The organism is Polaromonas sp. CG_9.11, from assembly GCF_015752225.1.
Classification (GTDB): domain Bacteria; phylum Pseudomonadota; class Gammaproteobacteria; order Burkholderiales; family Burkholderiaceae_C; genus Polaromonas.
The window spans coordinates 59,560-75,113 of record NZ_JADOVE010000008.1; the positions used below are offsets into that span (position 1 = coordinate 59,560).

A 15,554-nucleotide genomic window follows, 5' to 3' on the forward strand; every position below is an offset into this window, starting at 1 on the left:
AACTTGCCAAGACGTGCCGCCATAGTTCAACGGATAGAACGAGTGCCTCCTAAGCGCTAGATACAGGTTCGATTCCTGTTGGTGGCACCAGCCGATAGCATCACAACGTCTCAAAACCCACATGTTTACTGACATAGCAGGTTTTTTGTTGCCTCATGCGGTTTCACGAGACACCAAAAAATTGACTGGTTTCTGGATTTTTGCTGGCAGACTTCACTGCTCCCAAAGGCAGGAACAGGCACGACTTCCAGGTGCAGGAATCCAGATCCCGGCGTACCCAAAATTTGGCACAGATTTGGCGCATTGCACCCCTTTTCGCTGATTTTCTCCAGCGCCCTCTATGCCGCTTCAAGCCGGACCCTTGATTTCATTGCAGAAATCTGGTCGGGGTGAGAAGATTCGAACTTCCGGTCTCTACATCCCGAACGTAGCGCTTTACCAGACTAAGCTACACCCCGGCTGGCGTCGATCCTCAAGAGCGCCTCACCAGCAATTGCGAAGCAAGTTGCGCCAAGGCATGACTGTAAGGGTTTTGGGGCAGGGTTTGCAAGGCATTCAGCGCACGCAGCGCTTCTCCGGCTGCAGCATCCCGGGTGGCCTGCAGGGCGCCGGTATGCTGAACAATGGCGACGATTTGTGTCATCTGCCCAGTGCCGCCGGTCTCAATCGCCTGCCGGATGGTCAAGCGCTCGGCTTCGGTGCCTCGCTGCATGGCGATGATCAACGGCAGCGTGACTTTGCCTTCGCGCAAATCATCACCCAGGTTCTTGCCCATTTCCAGCACGTCACCGTCATAGTCGAGCACATCGTCGATCACCTGGAAAGCCGTGCCCAGCGCCTGCCCGTAAGCGGCGCAATGCTGCTCAACAGCGGCTGAAGACCCCGCCAGCAAGGCGGCCAGCCGGGCGCTGGCTTCAAACAGCTTGGCGGTCTTGGAGCGGATGACGCGCAGATAGCCTTCTTCGCTCAGGCCGGCATCATGCATGTTCATGAGTTGCAGCACCTCGCCCTCGGCAATCACATTGGTGGCCTCTGCCAGTGTCTGCATGATACGCATCTCGCCGACTTCCACCATCATCTGGAAGGCCCGCGAATATAGGAAATCGCCCACCAGCACGCTTGCCGGGTTACCAAACACCTCGTTGGCGGTTGAACGGCCCCGGCGCAGCGTGGATTCATCAACGACATCGTCATGCAACAAAGTGGCGGTGTGAATGAATTCCACGACGGCGGCCAGGTTCAGACGCTGAGGTCCACGAAAGCCCAAGGCGCCCGACATCAGCAGCACCAAGGCGGGCCTCAGGCGCTTGCCACCGGCGGCAATGATGTATTGCGAGACTTGGGCTACCAGGGGCACGTCGGATTCAAGTCGGCGGGCAATGATGGCATCCATGGACCGCATGTCGTCGGCGATCAGGGCAAGGGCAGCAGCGGTACTGGAAGAATTGGCAGACAAGGGGAAATCCAGACGTTAAGTTTGGGCAGATTATAGAAAGCCAGACTTGCCTTATATGCCGTCAAACCGAAGCCAGGCACATGTGGCTGTACATTTTTTAAGCTCAATGCTAGAATGTTGGGCTCTGTGGAAATCCGTCCGCAGAACTCAATTTACGAGGGTTTACATGTACGCGGTCATAAAAACCGGCGGCAAACAATACAAAGTTGCTGCTGGAGAAAAAATTAAAGTAGAACAGATTGCTGCGGACGTAGGCCAAGAGATCGTTATTGACCAGGTATTGGCTGTCGGCGAAGGCAGTTCAATCAAGGTTGGTACGCCCTTGGTTTCCGGCGCAACTGTTACTGTCACGGTGCTGTCTCACGGCAGGCACGACAAGGTTCGCATCTTCAAGATGCGCCGTCGCAAGCACTATCAGAAACGCCAGGGTCACCGGCAGAACTTCACTGAACTGCAAATCGGCGCGATCGTCGGCTAATCAGTTCAGTACCAGGAAGTCCCAAGAGGTAAAGAAAAATGGCACAGAAAAAAGGCGGCGGCTCTACGCGAAACGGGCGTGATTCACAGCCCAAGATGCTTGGCGTCAAGAAATTTGGCGGCGAAGTGATCAACGCAGGAAGCATCATCGTGCGCCAGCGTGGCACCCAGTTCCACCCAGGCGTCAATGTCGGCATCGGCAAGGACCACACACTGTATGCACTGGTGGACGGCCAAGTCTCCTTTTGCGTCAAGGGTTCGATGAACAAGCGCACTGTCAATGTGACCTCGGCGTAAGCCGATCACTTCGATGGCATCGAAGCCCCGACCAGTCGGGGCTTTTTTGTTTGTCAACTGTCCCCGGATAATCTCTCCTACCTGCACACCACTCCATCATGAAATTTGTTGACGAAGCTTATATTGACATTGCCGCCGGCGATGGCGGGAGCGGCTGCGTCTCGTTCAGCCACGAAAAATACAAAGAGTTCGGCGGTCCAAACGGGGGTGATGGCGGGCGCGGCGGCCATGTGTACGCGGTGGCGGACATCAACCTGAACACGCTGGTCGACTTCCGGTTTTCACGTCGACATGAAGCGCGCAACGGCGGCCATGGCATGGGTTCTGACATGTTCGGCGCCAAAGGCGACGACATCATTTTAAAAATGCCGGTCGGCACCATCCTGACCGATGCCGAAACCGGCGAGGTTCTTTTCGAGCTGCTGGTGCCGGGCGAGCAGATCCTGATTTCCAAGGGCGGCGATGGCGGTTTTGGCAACCTGCGCTTCAAAAGCTCGACGAACCGCGCGCCACGCAGCAAGACGCCCGGCTGGCCCGGCGACCGCAAGAGCCTGAAGCTCGAACTCAAGGTGCTGGCCGATGTGGGCCTACTGGGCATGCCCAATGCTGGAAAATCGACGTTCATCACGGCTGTTTCCAATGCCAGGCCGCGCATTGCCGATTACCCGTTCACGACGCTCCACCCCAACCTGGGCGTGGTCCGGGTCGGACCTGAACAGAGCTTTGTCGTGGCTGACCTGCCGGGCCTGATTGAAGGCGCGTCGGAAGGCGCGGGCCTGGGGCACCTGTTTTTACGGCATCTGCAACGCACCCGCCTGCTGCTGCATATTGTCGATCTGGCGCCGTTTGACGAAAACGTCGATCCGGTGGCACAGGCCAAGGCCATCGTTGGCGAGCTCAAAAAGTACGACCAGGCGCTGCACAAAAAGCCGCGCTGGCTGGTCCTCAACAAGCTCGACATGATCGATGGCGACAAGCGTGCCGAAGTCGTCAAGGATTTCGTCAAACGTTTCAAGTTCAAAGGCCCGGTGTTTGAAATTTCTGCGCTGACCCGTGAAGGCTGCGAGCAGCTCGTCAAGACGATCTACCAGCACGTCAAGAAAGTCCAGAAAAGCGAGCAGCCCGAGGAGGAAATTGATCCACGCTTCATCGAACTGCCGCCCGAGCCCAGAAGCCCGGCGTCCTCCGACTGATTGCTGCCCATTTTCCGATAACCGAAGACTCTTGGTTGCTCTGTAAACAATAGCTGAATGTGCACGCCCACCTTGCGCCAGAGCCTTAAAACACTGAAAAATGCACGCTCCCTCAGGCTCTCCTGTTCTGCGTAACGCCCGGCGCATTGTGGTCAAGGTCGGCTCCAGTCTGGTGACCAACGAAGGCCGCGGCCTGGATGCCGAGGCCATCGGTCAGTGGTCCGAACAGTTGGCTGCCCTGGTCAAGGACGGGCGCGAAGTCATCATGGTGAGCAGCGGCGCGATTGCCGAAGGCATGAAGCGCCTGGGCTGGCGCACACGCCCCAAGGCCATCCATGAACTGCAGGCGGCGGCTGCCGTGGGCCAGATGGGCCTAGTGCAGATGTATGAAACCAAGCTCCGCGAAAACGGCATCGGCAGCGCGCAGGTGCTGCTGACGCATGCCGACCTGGCCGACCGGGAGCGTTACCTGAATGCCCGCTCTACCCTGCTGACGCTGCTGCAGCTTGGCGTGGTGCCAGTGATCAACGAGAACGATACCGTCGTCAATGACGAGATCAAGTTCGGCGACAACGACACGCTCGGTGCGCTGGTGGCCAACCTGGTAGAAGCCGATGCGTTGATCATCCTGACCGACCAGAAGGGCCTGTACACCGCTGATCCGCGTAAAAACCCGGCAGCGCAATTCATTCATGAAGCCAAGGCCGGCGATGTGGCGCTTGAAGCCATGGCGGGCGGCGCCGGCTCCAGCATTGGCCGCGGCGGCATGATCACCAAGATTCTGGCGGCCAAACGTGCGGCGGGTTCGGGGGCCTCGACGGTGATTGCCTGGGGCCGTGAACCCCAAGCGCTGATCCGGCTGACCCAGGGCGAGGCGATTGGCACGCTGCTGGTGGCCCAGACCCAGAAGATGCAGGCGCGCAAGCAATGGATGGCGGATCATCTGCAATTGCGCGGTTCGGTCACGGTGGACCCGGGCGCGGCGCGCATGGTACGGGACGGTGGCAAAAGCCTGCTGCCCATCGGCATGACCGGGGTTCAGGGCGATTTTTCACGCGGTGACGTGATTGCCGTCAGGGACCCGGATGGAACTGAAATTGCGCGCGGCCTTGCCAACTACTCCAGTTCGGAAGCCCGGCTGATTTGCCGCAAGGTTTCGTCGGAATTCGAACGGTTGCTCGGCTACACCGGCGAACCCGAAATGGTCCACCGCACCAACCTGATCCTTAGCCGCTGAGCCTGGCGCATTCACCGCCAGCAAAGGCTGGCGGCCCTGGCCTACGGCATCACCCTGTAATTCGGGTTTTTCAGCCGGCTGAGCATCTCCTTGACCGACGTTGCCGGCGCTGCGTTGTCACAAGCGCCAGACTTCGCCAGACGCAAGGGGTGTTTCGAGGGCATATTGCCAAACATCGAGCGCCATTCCGGGCTGCCGACCGACGTCCACTTCCCGTCGGCCGAATAACGAGCATATGTCTTGAATTCACCGGTAGCGCAACGTATGCCTTCATACATCACGTTGCGCGCCCCGCTGGCGCTGGTCGCCACCATCACATAACGCACCACGCCGTCGCTCTGGGTGATGCTGATGGATGCAGGATCGACACCATACACCAGCGATGAATTGGGGGACACGTCCAGGATGACCAGTTTGCCTAACTCAAAAGCGGGCGGCGGCGGCACGCTCGACTCCTTCCATTCGGGTTCATCGACAGCGAATTGCGACCAGACCGGCGTGCCCAAGCCCAGCAAAAGCACTCCGGCGTAGAGCGACAATGATTTCAATTTCATACTTTTTTCGTGGATGCATCCAAGCCATAACTGGTTTGCGGGTCAGGCTCGAAAGTGGCGCCGGGCGGCAACTCGAAAGGAACTCCAGGCCGGCTGGCGCATGAAGGAATTCCGCTCCCTGCAAGGAACGACGCCGATTCCGTCGACTGGCCGGCCAGCAGGTCGCGCTGGTGCAGCCCGCCGCGCAAGTACCGGTTGCGCTGCTCAGGACGCGCATCGAAACGGAATTCGCAGCGTGGCACAAACCGGGACAACTCGGTCAGCGCCATTTCGTACACGCCGCGCTTGAACTCGACCACGACATCGAGCGGCACCCAATAGTCATTCCAGCGCCACGCATCAAACTCAGGATGGTTGGTGGCGCGCAGGTTCAGATCCCAGTCGTGACCGACCAATTGAAGCAGAAACCAGATTTGTTTCTGGCCTTTGTAGTGTCCGCGCGCATCGCGCCGGATGAATCGGTCAGGCACCTCATAGCGCAACCAGTCTCGGGTACGGGCCAGCACCTGAACATGCTGTGGGTGCAATCCTACCTCTTCATGCAATTCGCGAAACATGGCTTGCTCGGGGTTTTCGCCCCGATCAATGCCGCCTTGCGGGAATTGCCATGAGTGGGTACGGATGCGTTTGCCCCAAAATACCTGGCTTCTCTGGTTGAGCAAGATGATGCCGACATTGGGCCGAAATCCGTCCCTGTCAAGCATAATCAAACCTCAAAATTTTTAAACTGAGTCCATTATGCACAGCGAAGGCGCACCCGCCAAGCGCACGGCCGGACGACAGTCTCCAAACCCAGAAAAATAGCCCATGAAAGCCTCCCAGTTCTTCATTTCCACTCTCAAGGAAGCCCCTGCCGACGCTGAAATCGTCAGCCATCAGCTCATGATGCGCGCCGGCCTGATCAAGAAACTGGGCGCCGGCATATACAACTACATGCCCATGGGCCTGCGCGTGATCCGCAAGGTCGAAGCGATTGTCCGCGAGGAAATGAACCGGGCCGGCGCCATTGAAATGAGCATGCCGGTGGTGCAGCCTGCCGAACTCTGGCAGGAAACCAGCCGCTTCGAAAGCATGGGGCCTGAACTGCTGCGCATCAAGGACCGCCATGGCCGCGACTTCGTGGTGCAGCCGACCAGCGAGGAAGTCGTCACCGACGTGATGCGCCAGGACATTCGCAGCTACAAGCAGCTGCCGAAAAACCTCTACCAGATCCAGACCAAGTTCCGCGACGAGCGCCGTCCGCGTTTTGGCCTGATGCGCGGCCGCGAATTCATCATGAAGGACGCTTACAGCTTCGACCGCGACCCCACCGCCGCCAAGGTCAGCTACCAGAACATGGCGCAGGCGTACCGCCGGATCTTTGACCGTTTCGGCCTGACCTACCGCGCCGTGGCGGCCGACAGCGGCGCCATCGGCGGCGATTTGAGCGAAGAGTTCCAGGTGATCGCCGCCACCGGCGAGGACGCCATCGTCTATTGCCCGACCAGCGACTACGCGGCCAACCTGGAAAAGGCCGAGGCGCTGGCACCGGCCGGCCCGCGCCAGCAGGCCTCGCAGCCGCTGACCAAAACGCCGACGCCGGGCAAGGCCACGTGTGCCGATGTGGCCGAGCTGCTCGGCATCCCGCTGGAAACCACCGTCAAATCGCTGGTGCTCGCCACGGACCAGACCAGTGAAGCCGGCGAAGTCGTCAAAACACAGGTCTGGCTGCTGCTGCTGCGTGGCGACCACCACATGAACGAAATCAAGGTTGGCAAGGTTGCCGGCCTGCAGGGGTTTCGCTTTGCCACGCTGGCAGAGATCGTCGACCACTTTGGCTGCGAGCCGGGCTACCTTGGGCCACTGGGCCTGAAAAAGCCGCTCAAGCTGGTGGTGGACCGCGAGGTCGCCGTGCTGGCCGACTGGGTTTGCGGCGCGAACGAAGCCGATTTTCACATCACTGGCGTCAACTGGAGCCGCGACCTGCCCGAGCCCGACCTGATTGCCGACCTGCGCAACGTGGTTGCCGGCGACCTGTCGCCCGACGGCCAGGGCGTGCTGGCCATCGAGCGTGGCATCGAGGTTGGCCATGTGTTTTACCTCGGCACCAAGTACAGCCAGGCCATGAACGCCACCTTCCTGGGCGAGAACGGCAAGCCGCAATTCCTGGAAATGGGCTGCTACGGCATCGGCATCACCCGCCTGCCGGCGGCGGCGATCGAGCAGAACCATGACGAGCGCGGCATCATCTGGCCGGATGCGATTGCGCCCTTCACGCTGGTGATCTGCCCGATCAGCCCAGACCGTTTTCCTGACGTCAAGGCTGCGGCTGAAAAACTGCATGCCGAGTTGCTGGCCGCAGGCGTCGATGTGATGCTGGACGACCGCAATGAGCGGCCGGGCGCCATGTTCGCCGACTGGGAGCTGATTGGGGTGCCGCACCGCATCACCATTGGCGACCGGGGCCTGAAGGAGGGCCACATCGAATACCAGCACCGCCGCGACACGGCCACCAGCCAGGTCGATGCAGCAAACGTGTTCGACTTTCTCAAAGACAAACTGGCGTTGTGAAACGCTGACAGACCGTCTTGATCCGCGCATGGCCGTGACCCCGTCTCTCACAGAAATTTCAGTGACTTTTTCAAGAAGAAAATGGCTCTCCCGCATATCCAGCGGTGGTTTGTCGCTATTATTTTTAAAGAATGCGAGTGCCGGAGGGCAGCTGGAGGAACCGCTGATGGACTCGGTGCGAACGGCATTGGGCTCTGCCATTGCCAACCAGGCGCCACCAATTCCCGAGTTCGGCAGCACCGAAGCCAAGCTGGCGTATCTGCGCTGGATGGGCGCCATGAGCGAGCGCCTGAAACGCAAAATACCCGAATTGCAGATGCGCCAGGAATTTTTGCAGACGGCCTGGTACGAAAGCAGGCGTGCCGGGCTGGATGTGACGCTGGTCATGGGCCTGATCCAGGTCGAAAGCAACTTTCGCAAGTTCGCCGTCAGCAGCGTCGGCGCGCGCGGCTACATGCAGGTCATGCCCTTCTGGACACGCGTGATTGGCGATGGCGACCCGGGCAAGCTGTTCCACATGCAGACCAACCTGCGCTTTGGCTGCGTGATACTTCGCCATTACCTGGACCGGGAGCGCGGCGATCCTTTTCTGGGCCTGGGCCGCTACAACGGCAGCCGGGGCCGGGCGCCCTACCCCGAAGCGGTGTTTGCCGCGCAGCGCAGCTGGCTGCCCGGGGACCGCGCCGTCGGCTGAAGCAGACAGCCTGCAAGCGCGTCAGAACGAAGCCGGACCAGCCTGCGCAGCGGCCACGGCCGTGCCGGCCGCACCATCGGCCAGCCGCGACACCATGACCTGGTCGATGCGGTAGCTGTCAACGTCGAGCACCTCGAACTTGAAACCGCCCCAGCTCACGCTGTCGGTGCGCCGGGGCACGCGGCGCAGCATCACCATCAGGAAGCCGGCCAGGGTTTCGTATTCCTCATCGTGGGGCAAATGATCGAGCCCCAGCGCGCGCAGCACGTCCTCGATGGGCGTGACACCATCAATCAGCCAGGAGTTCTCGTCGCGCCGCACGATCAGTTCTTCATCGAAGGGCGACACCAGGTCGCCCATCACGGTGCTCATCACGTCATTGAGCGTCACCACGCCGACCACCATGCTGTATTCGTTGACGATGACGGCAAAGTCCTCATGGACCTGCCGGAACTGTTCCAGCACTTCGGACAACGTCAGCCGGTCGGGAACCACCAGCACCTTGCGCACCAGGCTGTCGTCGGCCAGTGAAATCGGCTGGCTGTTGAGCACGCGCTGAAACAGGTCCTTGGCATCGACGTAGCCGACCACATGGTCGATGTCGCCCTCGCACACCGGGTAGGTCGAAAACGGTTCGGCCGCAATGCGCAGCCGGACCACCGAGTCCAGGTCATCGCGCAAAAAGAAGGCAATCCGGTCACGCGGCGACATGGCGCTGCCCACCGTGCGGGTGTCGAGTTCAAACACATTCGTGATCACCTGCTGCTCGCGTGCCGCCAGCACACCGGCCACCGCACCGGCTTCCATCATCGCCAGGACATCGTCCGAGGTGATGCGGTCGTCGCGCAGCGAGGACAGGCCGAACAGGCGAAACAGAGCGTCGGCCAGGCGGCTGTAAAACCACACCAGCGGGCGCATCAGCATCATGCAGACCGTCATGGGCTGCGACACGCGGAGGGCCAGAAGCTCGGGCGTGGCCATGCCCAGGCGCTTCGGAAAAAGGTCTGCGAACAGGATGAAAAGCGACGTGACGATGAGGAAGGAACCGAGAAAACCGACCGTCTGCGCGGTGGGCGCAGGCAGCCAGAGTTCGAAAAATGCATTGAAATGCGGGCTCAACGTGCCCTCGCCCACGATGCCGCCCAGAATAGCGACGGCGTTCTGGCCGATCTGCACGACGGTGAAATAGTCGCCCGGCTGCTCCTGAATGCGCAGCACGCGTTCGGCGTGTGCATTGCCATCGTCAGCCATCTGGCGCAAGCGCAGGCGGCGCGAAGCCGCCAGGGAAATTTCCGCCACGGAAAAGAAGGCGCTGGCCGCGATCAGCAGGCCGATCACAAAAAGGCTTTGGTAAAGGGTCATGAAAGGCAATCAGCAGAGACTGGCGGCATGGGCGCGCCTGGCATTGAGTTTAGCGGCCCACGGTGAGGCGCCTTCTTCGCTACTGAATTTATAGCTACCAGCGCATACCAGGCGTGCGCCAGAGGCATATTCAATAACAAAAAGTCATTTTCAGGTCACAACGGAGCCGCTTGGGCGTCGCGCTCCTGCGCAAACCACGCCAGAACCGGAACCGTTCCCGGGAGCACGGGCGCGACCTGCACCGGCAGGCACTGCCATGAAAACATCTGGCCTTCGTGCATCTGCAACTCACCCTGCCAGTCGAAGACCTTGCAGAAGTTCAGGCGAACGAGCGCATGCGGGTAATCGACCATCTCGACTTTCCAGGGCTGGACAGCGCCGATGGTCAGGCCGATTTCTTCTTGGAGTTCGCGTCGCAGCGCCTGTTCAACGCTCTCGCCGGCCTCCAGCTTGCCGCCCGGAAACTCCCAATAGCCCTCATAGACCTTGCCAGGCGGGCGCGAGGTGAGCAAAAACTGGCCACCGGGCTGAATCAACACGCCCACCGCCACCTCGACCACCTTGCGTTCGTGACCACCTTCGCGGGGCACATTCACGTCCGCCATCAGCACCGCTTCGGTCATTGCAACGTGGCCGCATGCTGGCCGGCATAGTCGCGCGCAAACTGGTAGGCCACGCGCCCGCTGCGCGAGCCGCGCTCCAGAGCCCAGACCAGCGAGGCCGGGCGGGCCGCGGCGATGGCGTCAGCGCCCACGCCAAACGACGACAGCCACTGGGCGACGATGGTCAGGTATTCGTCCTGGCTGAAAGGATAGAAACTGACCCACAGGCCAAAGCGCTCGGACAGGGAAATCTTTTCCTCCACGACCTCGCCGGGATGGACTTCGCCATCCTCGGTGTGCGTGTAGGTCAGGTTCTCCATCATGTACTCGGGCAGCAGGTGGCGGCGGTTGCTGGTGGCATAGACCAACACATTTGGCGTGGCGGCGGCAATCGAGCCGTCCAGAATGGACTTGAGGGCCTTGTAGCCGGGTTCGCCTTCTTCAAAGCTGAGGTCATCGCAAAAGACGATGAATTTTTCCGGCAGGCCGGACACCACATCGACGATGTCGGGCAGGTCGGTCAGGTCGGCCTTGTCCACTTCAATCAGGCGCAGGCCACGGGCCGAGTACGCGTTCAGGCAGGCCTTGATCAGGGACGATTTTCCGGTGCCGCGCGAGCCGGTCAGCAACACGTTGTTGGCTGGCTGGCCGCTGACGAACTGCTCGGTGTTGCGCCGGATTTTTTCTTTCTGGTCCTCGATCTCCTTCAGGTCGGCCAGTTGCAGCGTGCCCAGGTGCCGGACCGGCTCCAGAGAAGCATGGCCGGAACTGCGCTTGCGGTAGCGGTAGGCCACGGAGGCGCTCCAGTCCGGCGCGCCCAGGGCTCGCGGCAGGACGGACTCGATGCGCGCCATCAGCGACTCGATCCGCACCATCAGGCGTTCAAACTGTTCGTTCATGCGCAATCACCAGTTGGTTTAGCTGCGGTAATCCGCGTTGATCTTGACGTAGTCGTAGGACAGGTCGCAGGTCCAGACGGTGTCGGCAGCCTCACCCCGGCCCAGCACGACGCGCACAGTGATCTCGGCTTGCTTCATCACGCGCTGGCCATCGGCTTCGAGGTAGTCCACATGCCGGCCGCCATTTTTGGCCACCAGCACGTCGTCCAGGTAGAGGTCGATCTGCGTCGGGTCCAGGTCGGCGATGCCGGCATAACCCACGGCGGCCAGAATCCGGCCCAGGTTGGGGTCGCTGGCAAAAAATGCCGTCTTGACCAGCGGCGAATGGGCGATGGCATAGCCGACCTGCCGGCATTCCTCGCCGGTTTTTCCACCCTCGACGCGGATGGTGATGAACTTGGTCGCGCCTTCGCCGTCGCGCACGATGGCTTGCGCCAGTTGCTGCGCAATGCCCATCATGGCCGCGCGCAAGACCTGGCCGTCCGCGCTGTCGAGCGACGTGACCGGCTCGTGCGTAGCCTGGTTGCTGGCAATCACCACGAAGGAATCGTTGGTCGAGGTATCGCCGTCAATCGTGATGCGGTTGAAGGAGGCGTCCGCCAGTTCCCTGGCCAGTTGCGCCATCAAGGCCTGCGACACGCAGGCATCGGTGGCCAGGAAGCCCAGCATGGTCGCCATGTTCGGGCGGATCATGCCCGCGCCCTTGCTGATGCCGGTGATGGTGACCGTGGCGCCGCCCAGGTTGACACGGGTTGAAAACGCCTTGGGCACCGTGTCAGTGGTCATGATGGCTTCGGCGGCGTTGGCCCAGTTGTCGGCCCTGGCATCGGCCAGCGCGGCGGGAATCCCGGCGGCAATCCGGTCATGCGGCAGGGGCTCCATGATGACGCCGGTTGAAAACGGCAGGATCTGCTCGGGCGACAGGTTCAGCGCACGGGCCAGTTCGATGCAGGTGGACTGCGCGCGAACCAGACCGTCCTGGCCGGTGCCGGCGTTGGCGTTGCCGGTGTTGATCAGCATGGCCCGGATGCCGTGGCTCCGACCAGCATGGGCGGCCAGGTGCTCGCGGCAGATTTGCACCGGCGCGGCGCAAAACCGGTTCTGGGTAAAGACCGCGCCGACCGAAGCGCCCTCATCAAGCAGCAGCACGGCCAGGTCCTTGCGATGGGCCTTGCGGATACCGGCTTCGGCAATGCCCCAACGCACACCAGGCACGGCATGAAGGTCGGCGGCAGACGTGGCCATCAGGTTGACAGGCATGGAATTGACTCCGGTAAGACAGGGTGGGGACGCCGCAGGCGCCCGTGAAATGGTCGGGACGCCCAGGGGATCAGGTCAGTTTGCCGTGGCAGAGCTTGTATTTTTTGCCGGAGCCGCACGGGCACGGATCGTTGCGGCCCACGCGCGGCATGGCTGAGGCGGGTATGGCGTGTCGCCGCCGCGTCGCCTCATCAACCGTCGTTTCCGTTTCGCCCGTTTCAGTCGGCGCGGTATAGGTCACATTGCTGATGTTTTCCGCCCGGCTTTCGAGCGCTTCGGCCGCCTGCTCCAGTTGCTCGTTCGACTGGACCTGGACCGTCATCAAGGTCTTGGTGACCTCGTTCTTCACGCTGTCCAGCAATTGCCCAAACAATTCAAAGGCTTCGCGCTTGTATTCCTGCTTGGGCTGCTTCTGGGCATAGCCGCGCAGGTGAATGCCCTGGCGCAAATAGTCCAGCGCGCTCAGGTGCTCGCGCCAGTGGCTGTCGATGCTTTGCAGCAGCACCACGCGTTCGAACTGCGTGAAGTTTTCCTTGCCGATCTTTTCGAGTTTCTCGGCAAAGGCGGCCTCAGCGGCGGCGCTGACCTTCTCCAGCACTTCCTCGTCAGTGATGGCCGTGGCAGCTTCGATTTCCTGGCGCAGGTCCAGTTCGATATGCCAGTCTTCGCGCAGCGTTTTTTCAAGCCCCGCCACATCCCACTGCTCTTCCACACTTTCCACCGGCACGTACTGCCGCGCCAGGTCGGTGAAACAGCCTTCGCGCAGCGATGCGATTTGCGGCTGCAGATCGCTGGCATCCATGATGTCGTTGCGTTGCTGGTAGATCACCTTGCGCTGGTCGTTGGACACGTCGTCGTATTCAAGCAACTGCTTGCGGATGTCAAAGTTGCGGGCCTCGACCTTGCGCTGCGCCGACTCGATGCTGCGCGTGACGATGCCCGCTTCAATGGCTTCGCCATCGGGCATTTTCAGCCGCTCCATGATGGACTTGACGCGGTCACCGGCAAAAATGCGCATCAGCGGATCATCCAGGCCCAGGTAAAAGCGCGAGGAACCCGGGTCACCCTGACGGCCTGAACGACCACGCAGCTGGTTGTCGATGCGGCGCGACTCATGCCGCTCGGTCGCAATGATGCGCAAGCCGCCCAGCGCAGTGACCTGTTCGTGCTCCTGTTTCCACTGAACCCGCAAGCGGGCAGTTTCGGCTTCTTTCGCGGCAGCGTCCAGCGACTCGTCGGCTTCCACCGCTTCCATCATTTTTTCAAGGTTGCCCCCCAGCACGATGTCGGTGCCACGGCCCGCCATGTTGGTGGCAATGGTGATCATCTTCGGACGCCCGGCCTGCGCCACGATGTCAGCCTCTCTGGCGTGCTGCTTCGCATTGAGCACCTGGTGCGGCAAATTTTCCTTGACGAGCAACTGGTCAATGATTTCGGAATTTTCGATGGAACTCGTCCCCACCAGCACCGGCTGGCCGCGTTCATAGCATTCGCGAATGTCCTGGATCGCAGCTTCGTATTTTTCGCGCGTCGTTTTGTACACGCGGTCCAGCTGGTCTTCGCGTTTGCTCACGCGGTTGGGCGGAATGACCGTGGTTTCGAGACCGTAAATTTCCTGGAATTCGTAGGCTTCCGTGTCGGCCGTTCCGGTCATGCCGGCCAGCGTCTCGTACAGGCGGAAATAGTTCTGGAAGGTGATCGAAGCCAGCGTCTGGTTCTCGGCCTGGATCTGAACCCCTTCCTTGGCTTCAACCGCCTGGTGCAGGCCATCGCTCCAGCGGCGGCCCGACATCAGGCGGCCGGTGAACTCGTCCACGATCACGACTTCGCCTTCCTGCACAACGTAATGCTGGTCGCGGTGGTACAGCAGGTTGCCGCGAAGGGCGGCATACAGGTGATGCATCAGCGAAATGTTTGCCGGGTCGTAGAGTGTGGCGCCTTCGGGAATCAGGCCCATCTCGAACAGGATGCGTTCGGCGTTTTCGTGGCCTTGCTCGGTCAGGAACACCTGGTGCGTCTTTTCATCGATCGTGTAGTCGCCGGGTTGGGTCACGCCCTCGCCCGTTCGCGGATCAGCCTCGCCTTCCTGGCGTGTCAGCAAGGGAACGACCTGGTTGATGGCCAGGTACATCTCGGTGTGGTCTTCGGCCTGGCCGCTGATGATGAGCGGGGTGCGCGCCTCGTCGATCAGGATCGAGTCCACCTCATCGACGATGGCAAAGTTCAGCCCGCGCTGGACCCGGTCGCCGACTTCATACACCATGTTGTCGCGCAGGTAATCAAAGCCGAACTCGTTGTTGGTGCCGTAGGTAATGTCGGCGTTGTAGGCTGCCTGCTTTTCCTCGCGCGACATGTTGGGCAGGTTGATGCCGACGCTCATGCCGAGAAAGTTGTAGAGCTTGCCCATCCAGCGGGCGTCGCGGCTGGCCAGGTAGTCATTGACCGTGACCACATGCACGCCCTTGCCCGTCAGGGCATTGAGGTAGACCGGCAGCGTGGCGGTCAGGGTCTTGCCTTCGCCGGTACGCATTTCTGAAATCTTGCCGTTGTGCAGCGACATGCCGCCCAGCATCTGAACGTCGAAATGACGCATCTTCATGATGCGTTTGCTGCCTTCGCGCACGACGGCAAAAACTTCCGGAAGCAAGGCATCCAAAGTTTCGCCAGCGGTTGCCCGGTCCTTGAACTCGTGCGTCTTGGCGCGCAACTGGTCATCGTCAAACTTTTCGTACTGCGTTTCCAGCGCATTGATTTGGTCTACGGTTTTGCGGTAGGTCTTGAGCAGCCGATCGTTGCGGCTGCCGAAAATTTTTGTCAGGATATTGGAAGCCATAAATGCGAAGCCGCGAATGCCCGCTCCCCTGAGCTGGCAATGCGGCCAAAATCCCTTATTGAGTACGGAACTTAGGTGTGGGCACAAACAGTTAGTTCAACCGTGCGCAAACCGCAGATTTTAGCGCCGCCAGGAAAACC

14 protein-coding genes and 2 tRNA genes are annotated in these 15,554 nt (G+C 60.7%); 7 read left to right on the plus strand and 9 right to left on the minus strand.

Annotated elements, in window-relative coordinates; translation table 11 throughout:
- Window positions 1-15: 15 nt before the first annotated feature.
- Window positions 16-90, plus strand: a tRNA-Arg gene (locus IWX85_RS08530).
- 291 nt (window positions 91-381) lie between these two features.
- Here the strand turns inward: IWX85_RS08530 and IWX85_RS08535 are convergent.
- Window positions 382-458: transfer RNA gene (locus tag IWX85_RS08535), tRNA-Pro, on the minus strand.
- A gap of 14 nt (window positions 459-472) precedes the next feature.
- Entirely contained in the window at window positions 473-1,456 is a 984-nt protein-coding gene (locus IWX85_RS08540) for a polyprenyl synthetase family protein (RefSeq protein ID WP_036805992.1), read from the minus strand.
- Window positions 1,457-1,622: 166 nt separating this feature from the next.
- Between IWX85_RS08540 and rplU the strand changes: the two genes are divergently transcribed.
- The 4 genes from rplU to proB all read left to right on the plus strand — a co-directional run bounded on the left by rplU (window position 1,623) and on the right by proB (window position 4,660).
- Window positions 1,623-1,934, plus strand: coding sequence for a 50S ribosomal protein L21 (gene rplU, locus IWX85_RS08545; RefSeq protein ID WP_011800165.1), 312 nt, complete (start codon window positions 1,623-1,625; stop codon window positions 1,932-1,934).
- Between the two features lie 38 nt (window positions 1,935-1,972).
- On the plus strand, window positions 1,973-2,230 hold the full coding sequence (gene rpmA / locus IWX85_RS08550; RefSeq protein WP_036805995.1) for a 50S ribosomal protein L27: 258 nt from the start codon (window positions 1,973-1,975) through the stop codon (window positions 2,228-2,230).
- Between the two features lie 98 nt (window positions 2,231-2,328).
- Entirely contained in the window at window positions 2,329-3,423 is a 1,095-nt protein-coding gene (gene cgtA / locus IWX85_RS08555; protein ID WP_036805998.1) for an Obg family GTPase CgtA, read from the plus strand.
- A gap of 100 nt (window positions 3,424-3,523) precedes the next feature.
- Entirely contained in the window at window positions 3,524-4,660 is a 1,137-nt protein-coding gene (gene proB, locus IWX85_RS08560) for a glutamate 5-kinase (protein WP_196869453.1), read from the plus strand.
- A gap of 41 nt (window positions 4,661-4,701) precedes the next feature.
- Here proB and IWX85_RS08565 read toward each other — a convergent pair whose 3' ends face one another.
- Complete coding sequence (locus IWX85_RS08565; protein ID WP_036806004.1) at window positions 4,702-5,214, minus strand: CNP1-like family protein; 513 nt, start codon at window positions 5,212-5,214, stop codon at window positions 4,702-4,704.
- Window positions 5,211-5,918, minus strand: coding sequence for an RNA pyrophosphohydrolase (locus IWX85_RS08570; protein ID WP_036806006.1), 708 nt, complete (start codon window positions 5,916-5,918; stop codon window positions 5,211-5,213). Before IWX85_RS08570 ends, IWX85_RS08565 begins: the two co-directional genes overlap by 4 nt.
- Before the next feature lie 103 nt (window positions 5,919-6,021).
- On the opposite strand from IWX85_RS08570, the gene IWX85_RS08575 reads away from it, so the two are divergent.
- The gene (locus tag IWX85_RS08575) at window positions 6,022-7,764 is read left to right on the plus strand and encodes a proline--tRNA ligase (protein WP_036806009.1); all 1,743 of its coding nucleotides are present in this window, start codon (window positions 6,022-6,024) and stop codon (window positions 7,762-7,764) included.
- Window positions 7,765-7,792: 28 nt separating this feature from the next.
- Window positions 7,793-8,458 (plus strand): lytic transglycosylase domain-containing protein, encoded by a 666-nt coding sequence (locus tag IWX85_RS08580; RefSeq protein WP_051984091.1) that lies wholly within the window; start codon window positions 7,793-7,795, stop codon window positions 8,456-8,458.
- Window positions 8,459-8,479: 21 nt separating this feature from the next.
- Here the strand turns inward: IWX85_RS08580 and IWX85_RS08585 are convergent, their stop codons facing one another.
- From IWX85_RS08585 to secA, 5 genes are all read right to left on the minus strand, one after another.
- The gene (locus IWX85_RS08585; protein ID WP_036806012.1) at window positions 8,480-9,820 is read right to left on the minus strand and encodes a hemolysin family protein; all 1,341 of its coding nucleotides are present in this window, start codon (window positions 9,818-9,820) and stop codon (window positions 8,480-8,482) included.
- A 155-nt stretch (window positions 9,821-9,975) separates the two neighbouring features.
- The gene (locus IWX85_RS08590) at window positions 9,976-10,443 is read right to left on the minus strand and encodes an NUDIX domain-containing protein (protein WP_036806015.1); all 468 of its coding nucleotides are present in this window, start codon (window positions 10,441-10,443) and stop codon (window positions 9,976-9,978) included.
- Window positions 10,440-11,321, minus strand: a complete 882-nt coding sequence (locus tag IWX85_RS08595) for an ATP-binding protein (RefSeq protein WP_196869454.1) — start codon at window positions 11,319-11,321, stop codon at window positions 10,440-10,442. The genes IWX85_RS08590 and IWX85_RS08595 overlap by 4 nt, the downstream gene beginning before the upstream one ends.
- Before the next feature lie 18 nt (window positions 11,322-11,339).
- Window positions 11,340-12,581 (minus strand): bifunctional glutamate N-acetyltransferase/amino-acid acetyltransferase ArgJ, encoded by a 1,242-nt coding sequence (gene argJ, locus IWX85_RS08600; protein ID WP_036806019.1) that lies wholly within the window; start codon window positions 12,579-12,581, stop codon window positions 11,340-11,342.
- A gap of 70 nt (window positions 12,582-12,651) precedes the next feature.
- Window positions 12,652-15,414, minus strand: a complete 2,763-nt coding sequence (secA, locus tag IWX85_RS08605; RefSeq protein ID WP_196869455.1) for a preprotein translocase subunit SecA — start codon at window positions 15,412-15,414, stop codon at window positions 12,652-12,654.
- Between the last annotated feature and the right edge of the window lie 140 nt (window positions 15,415-15,554).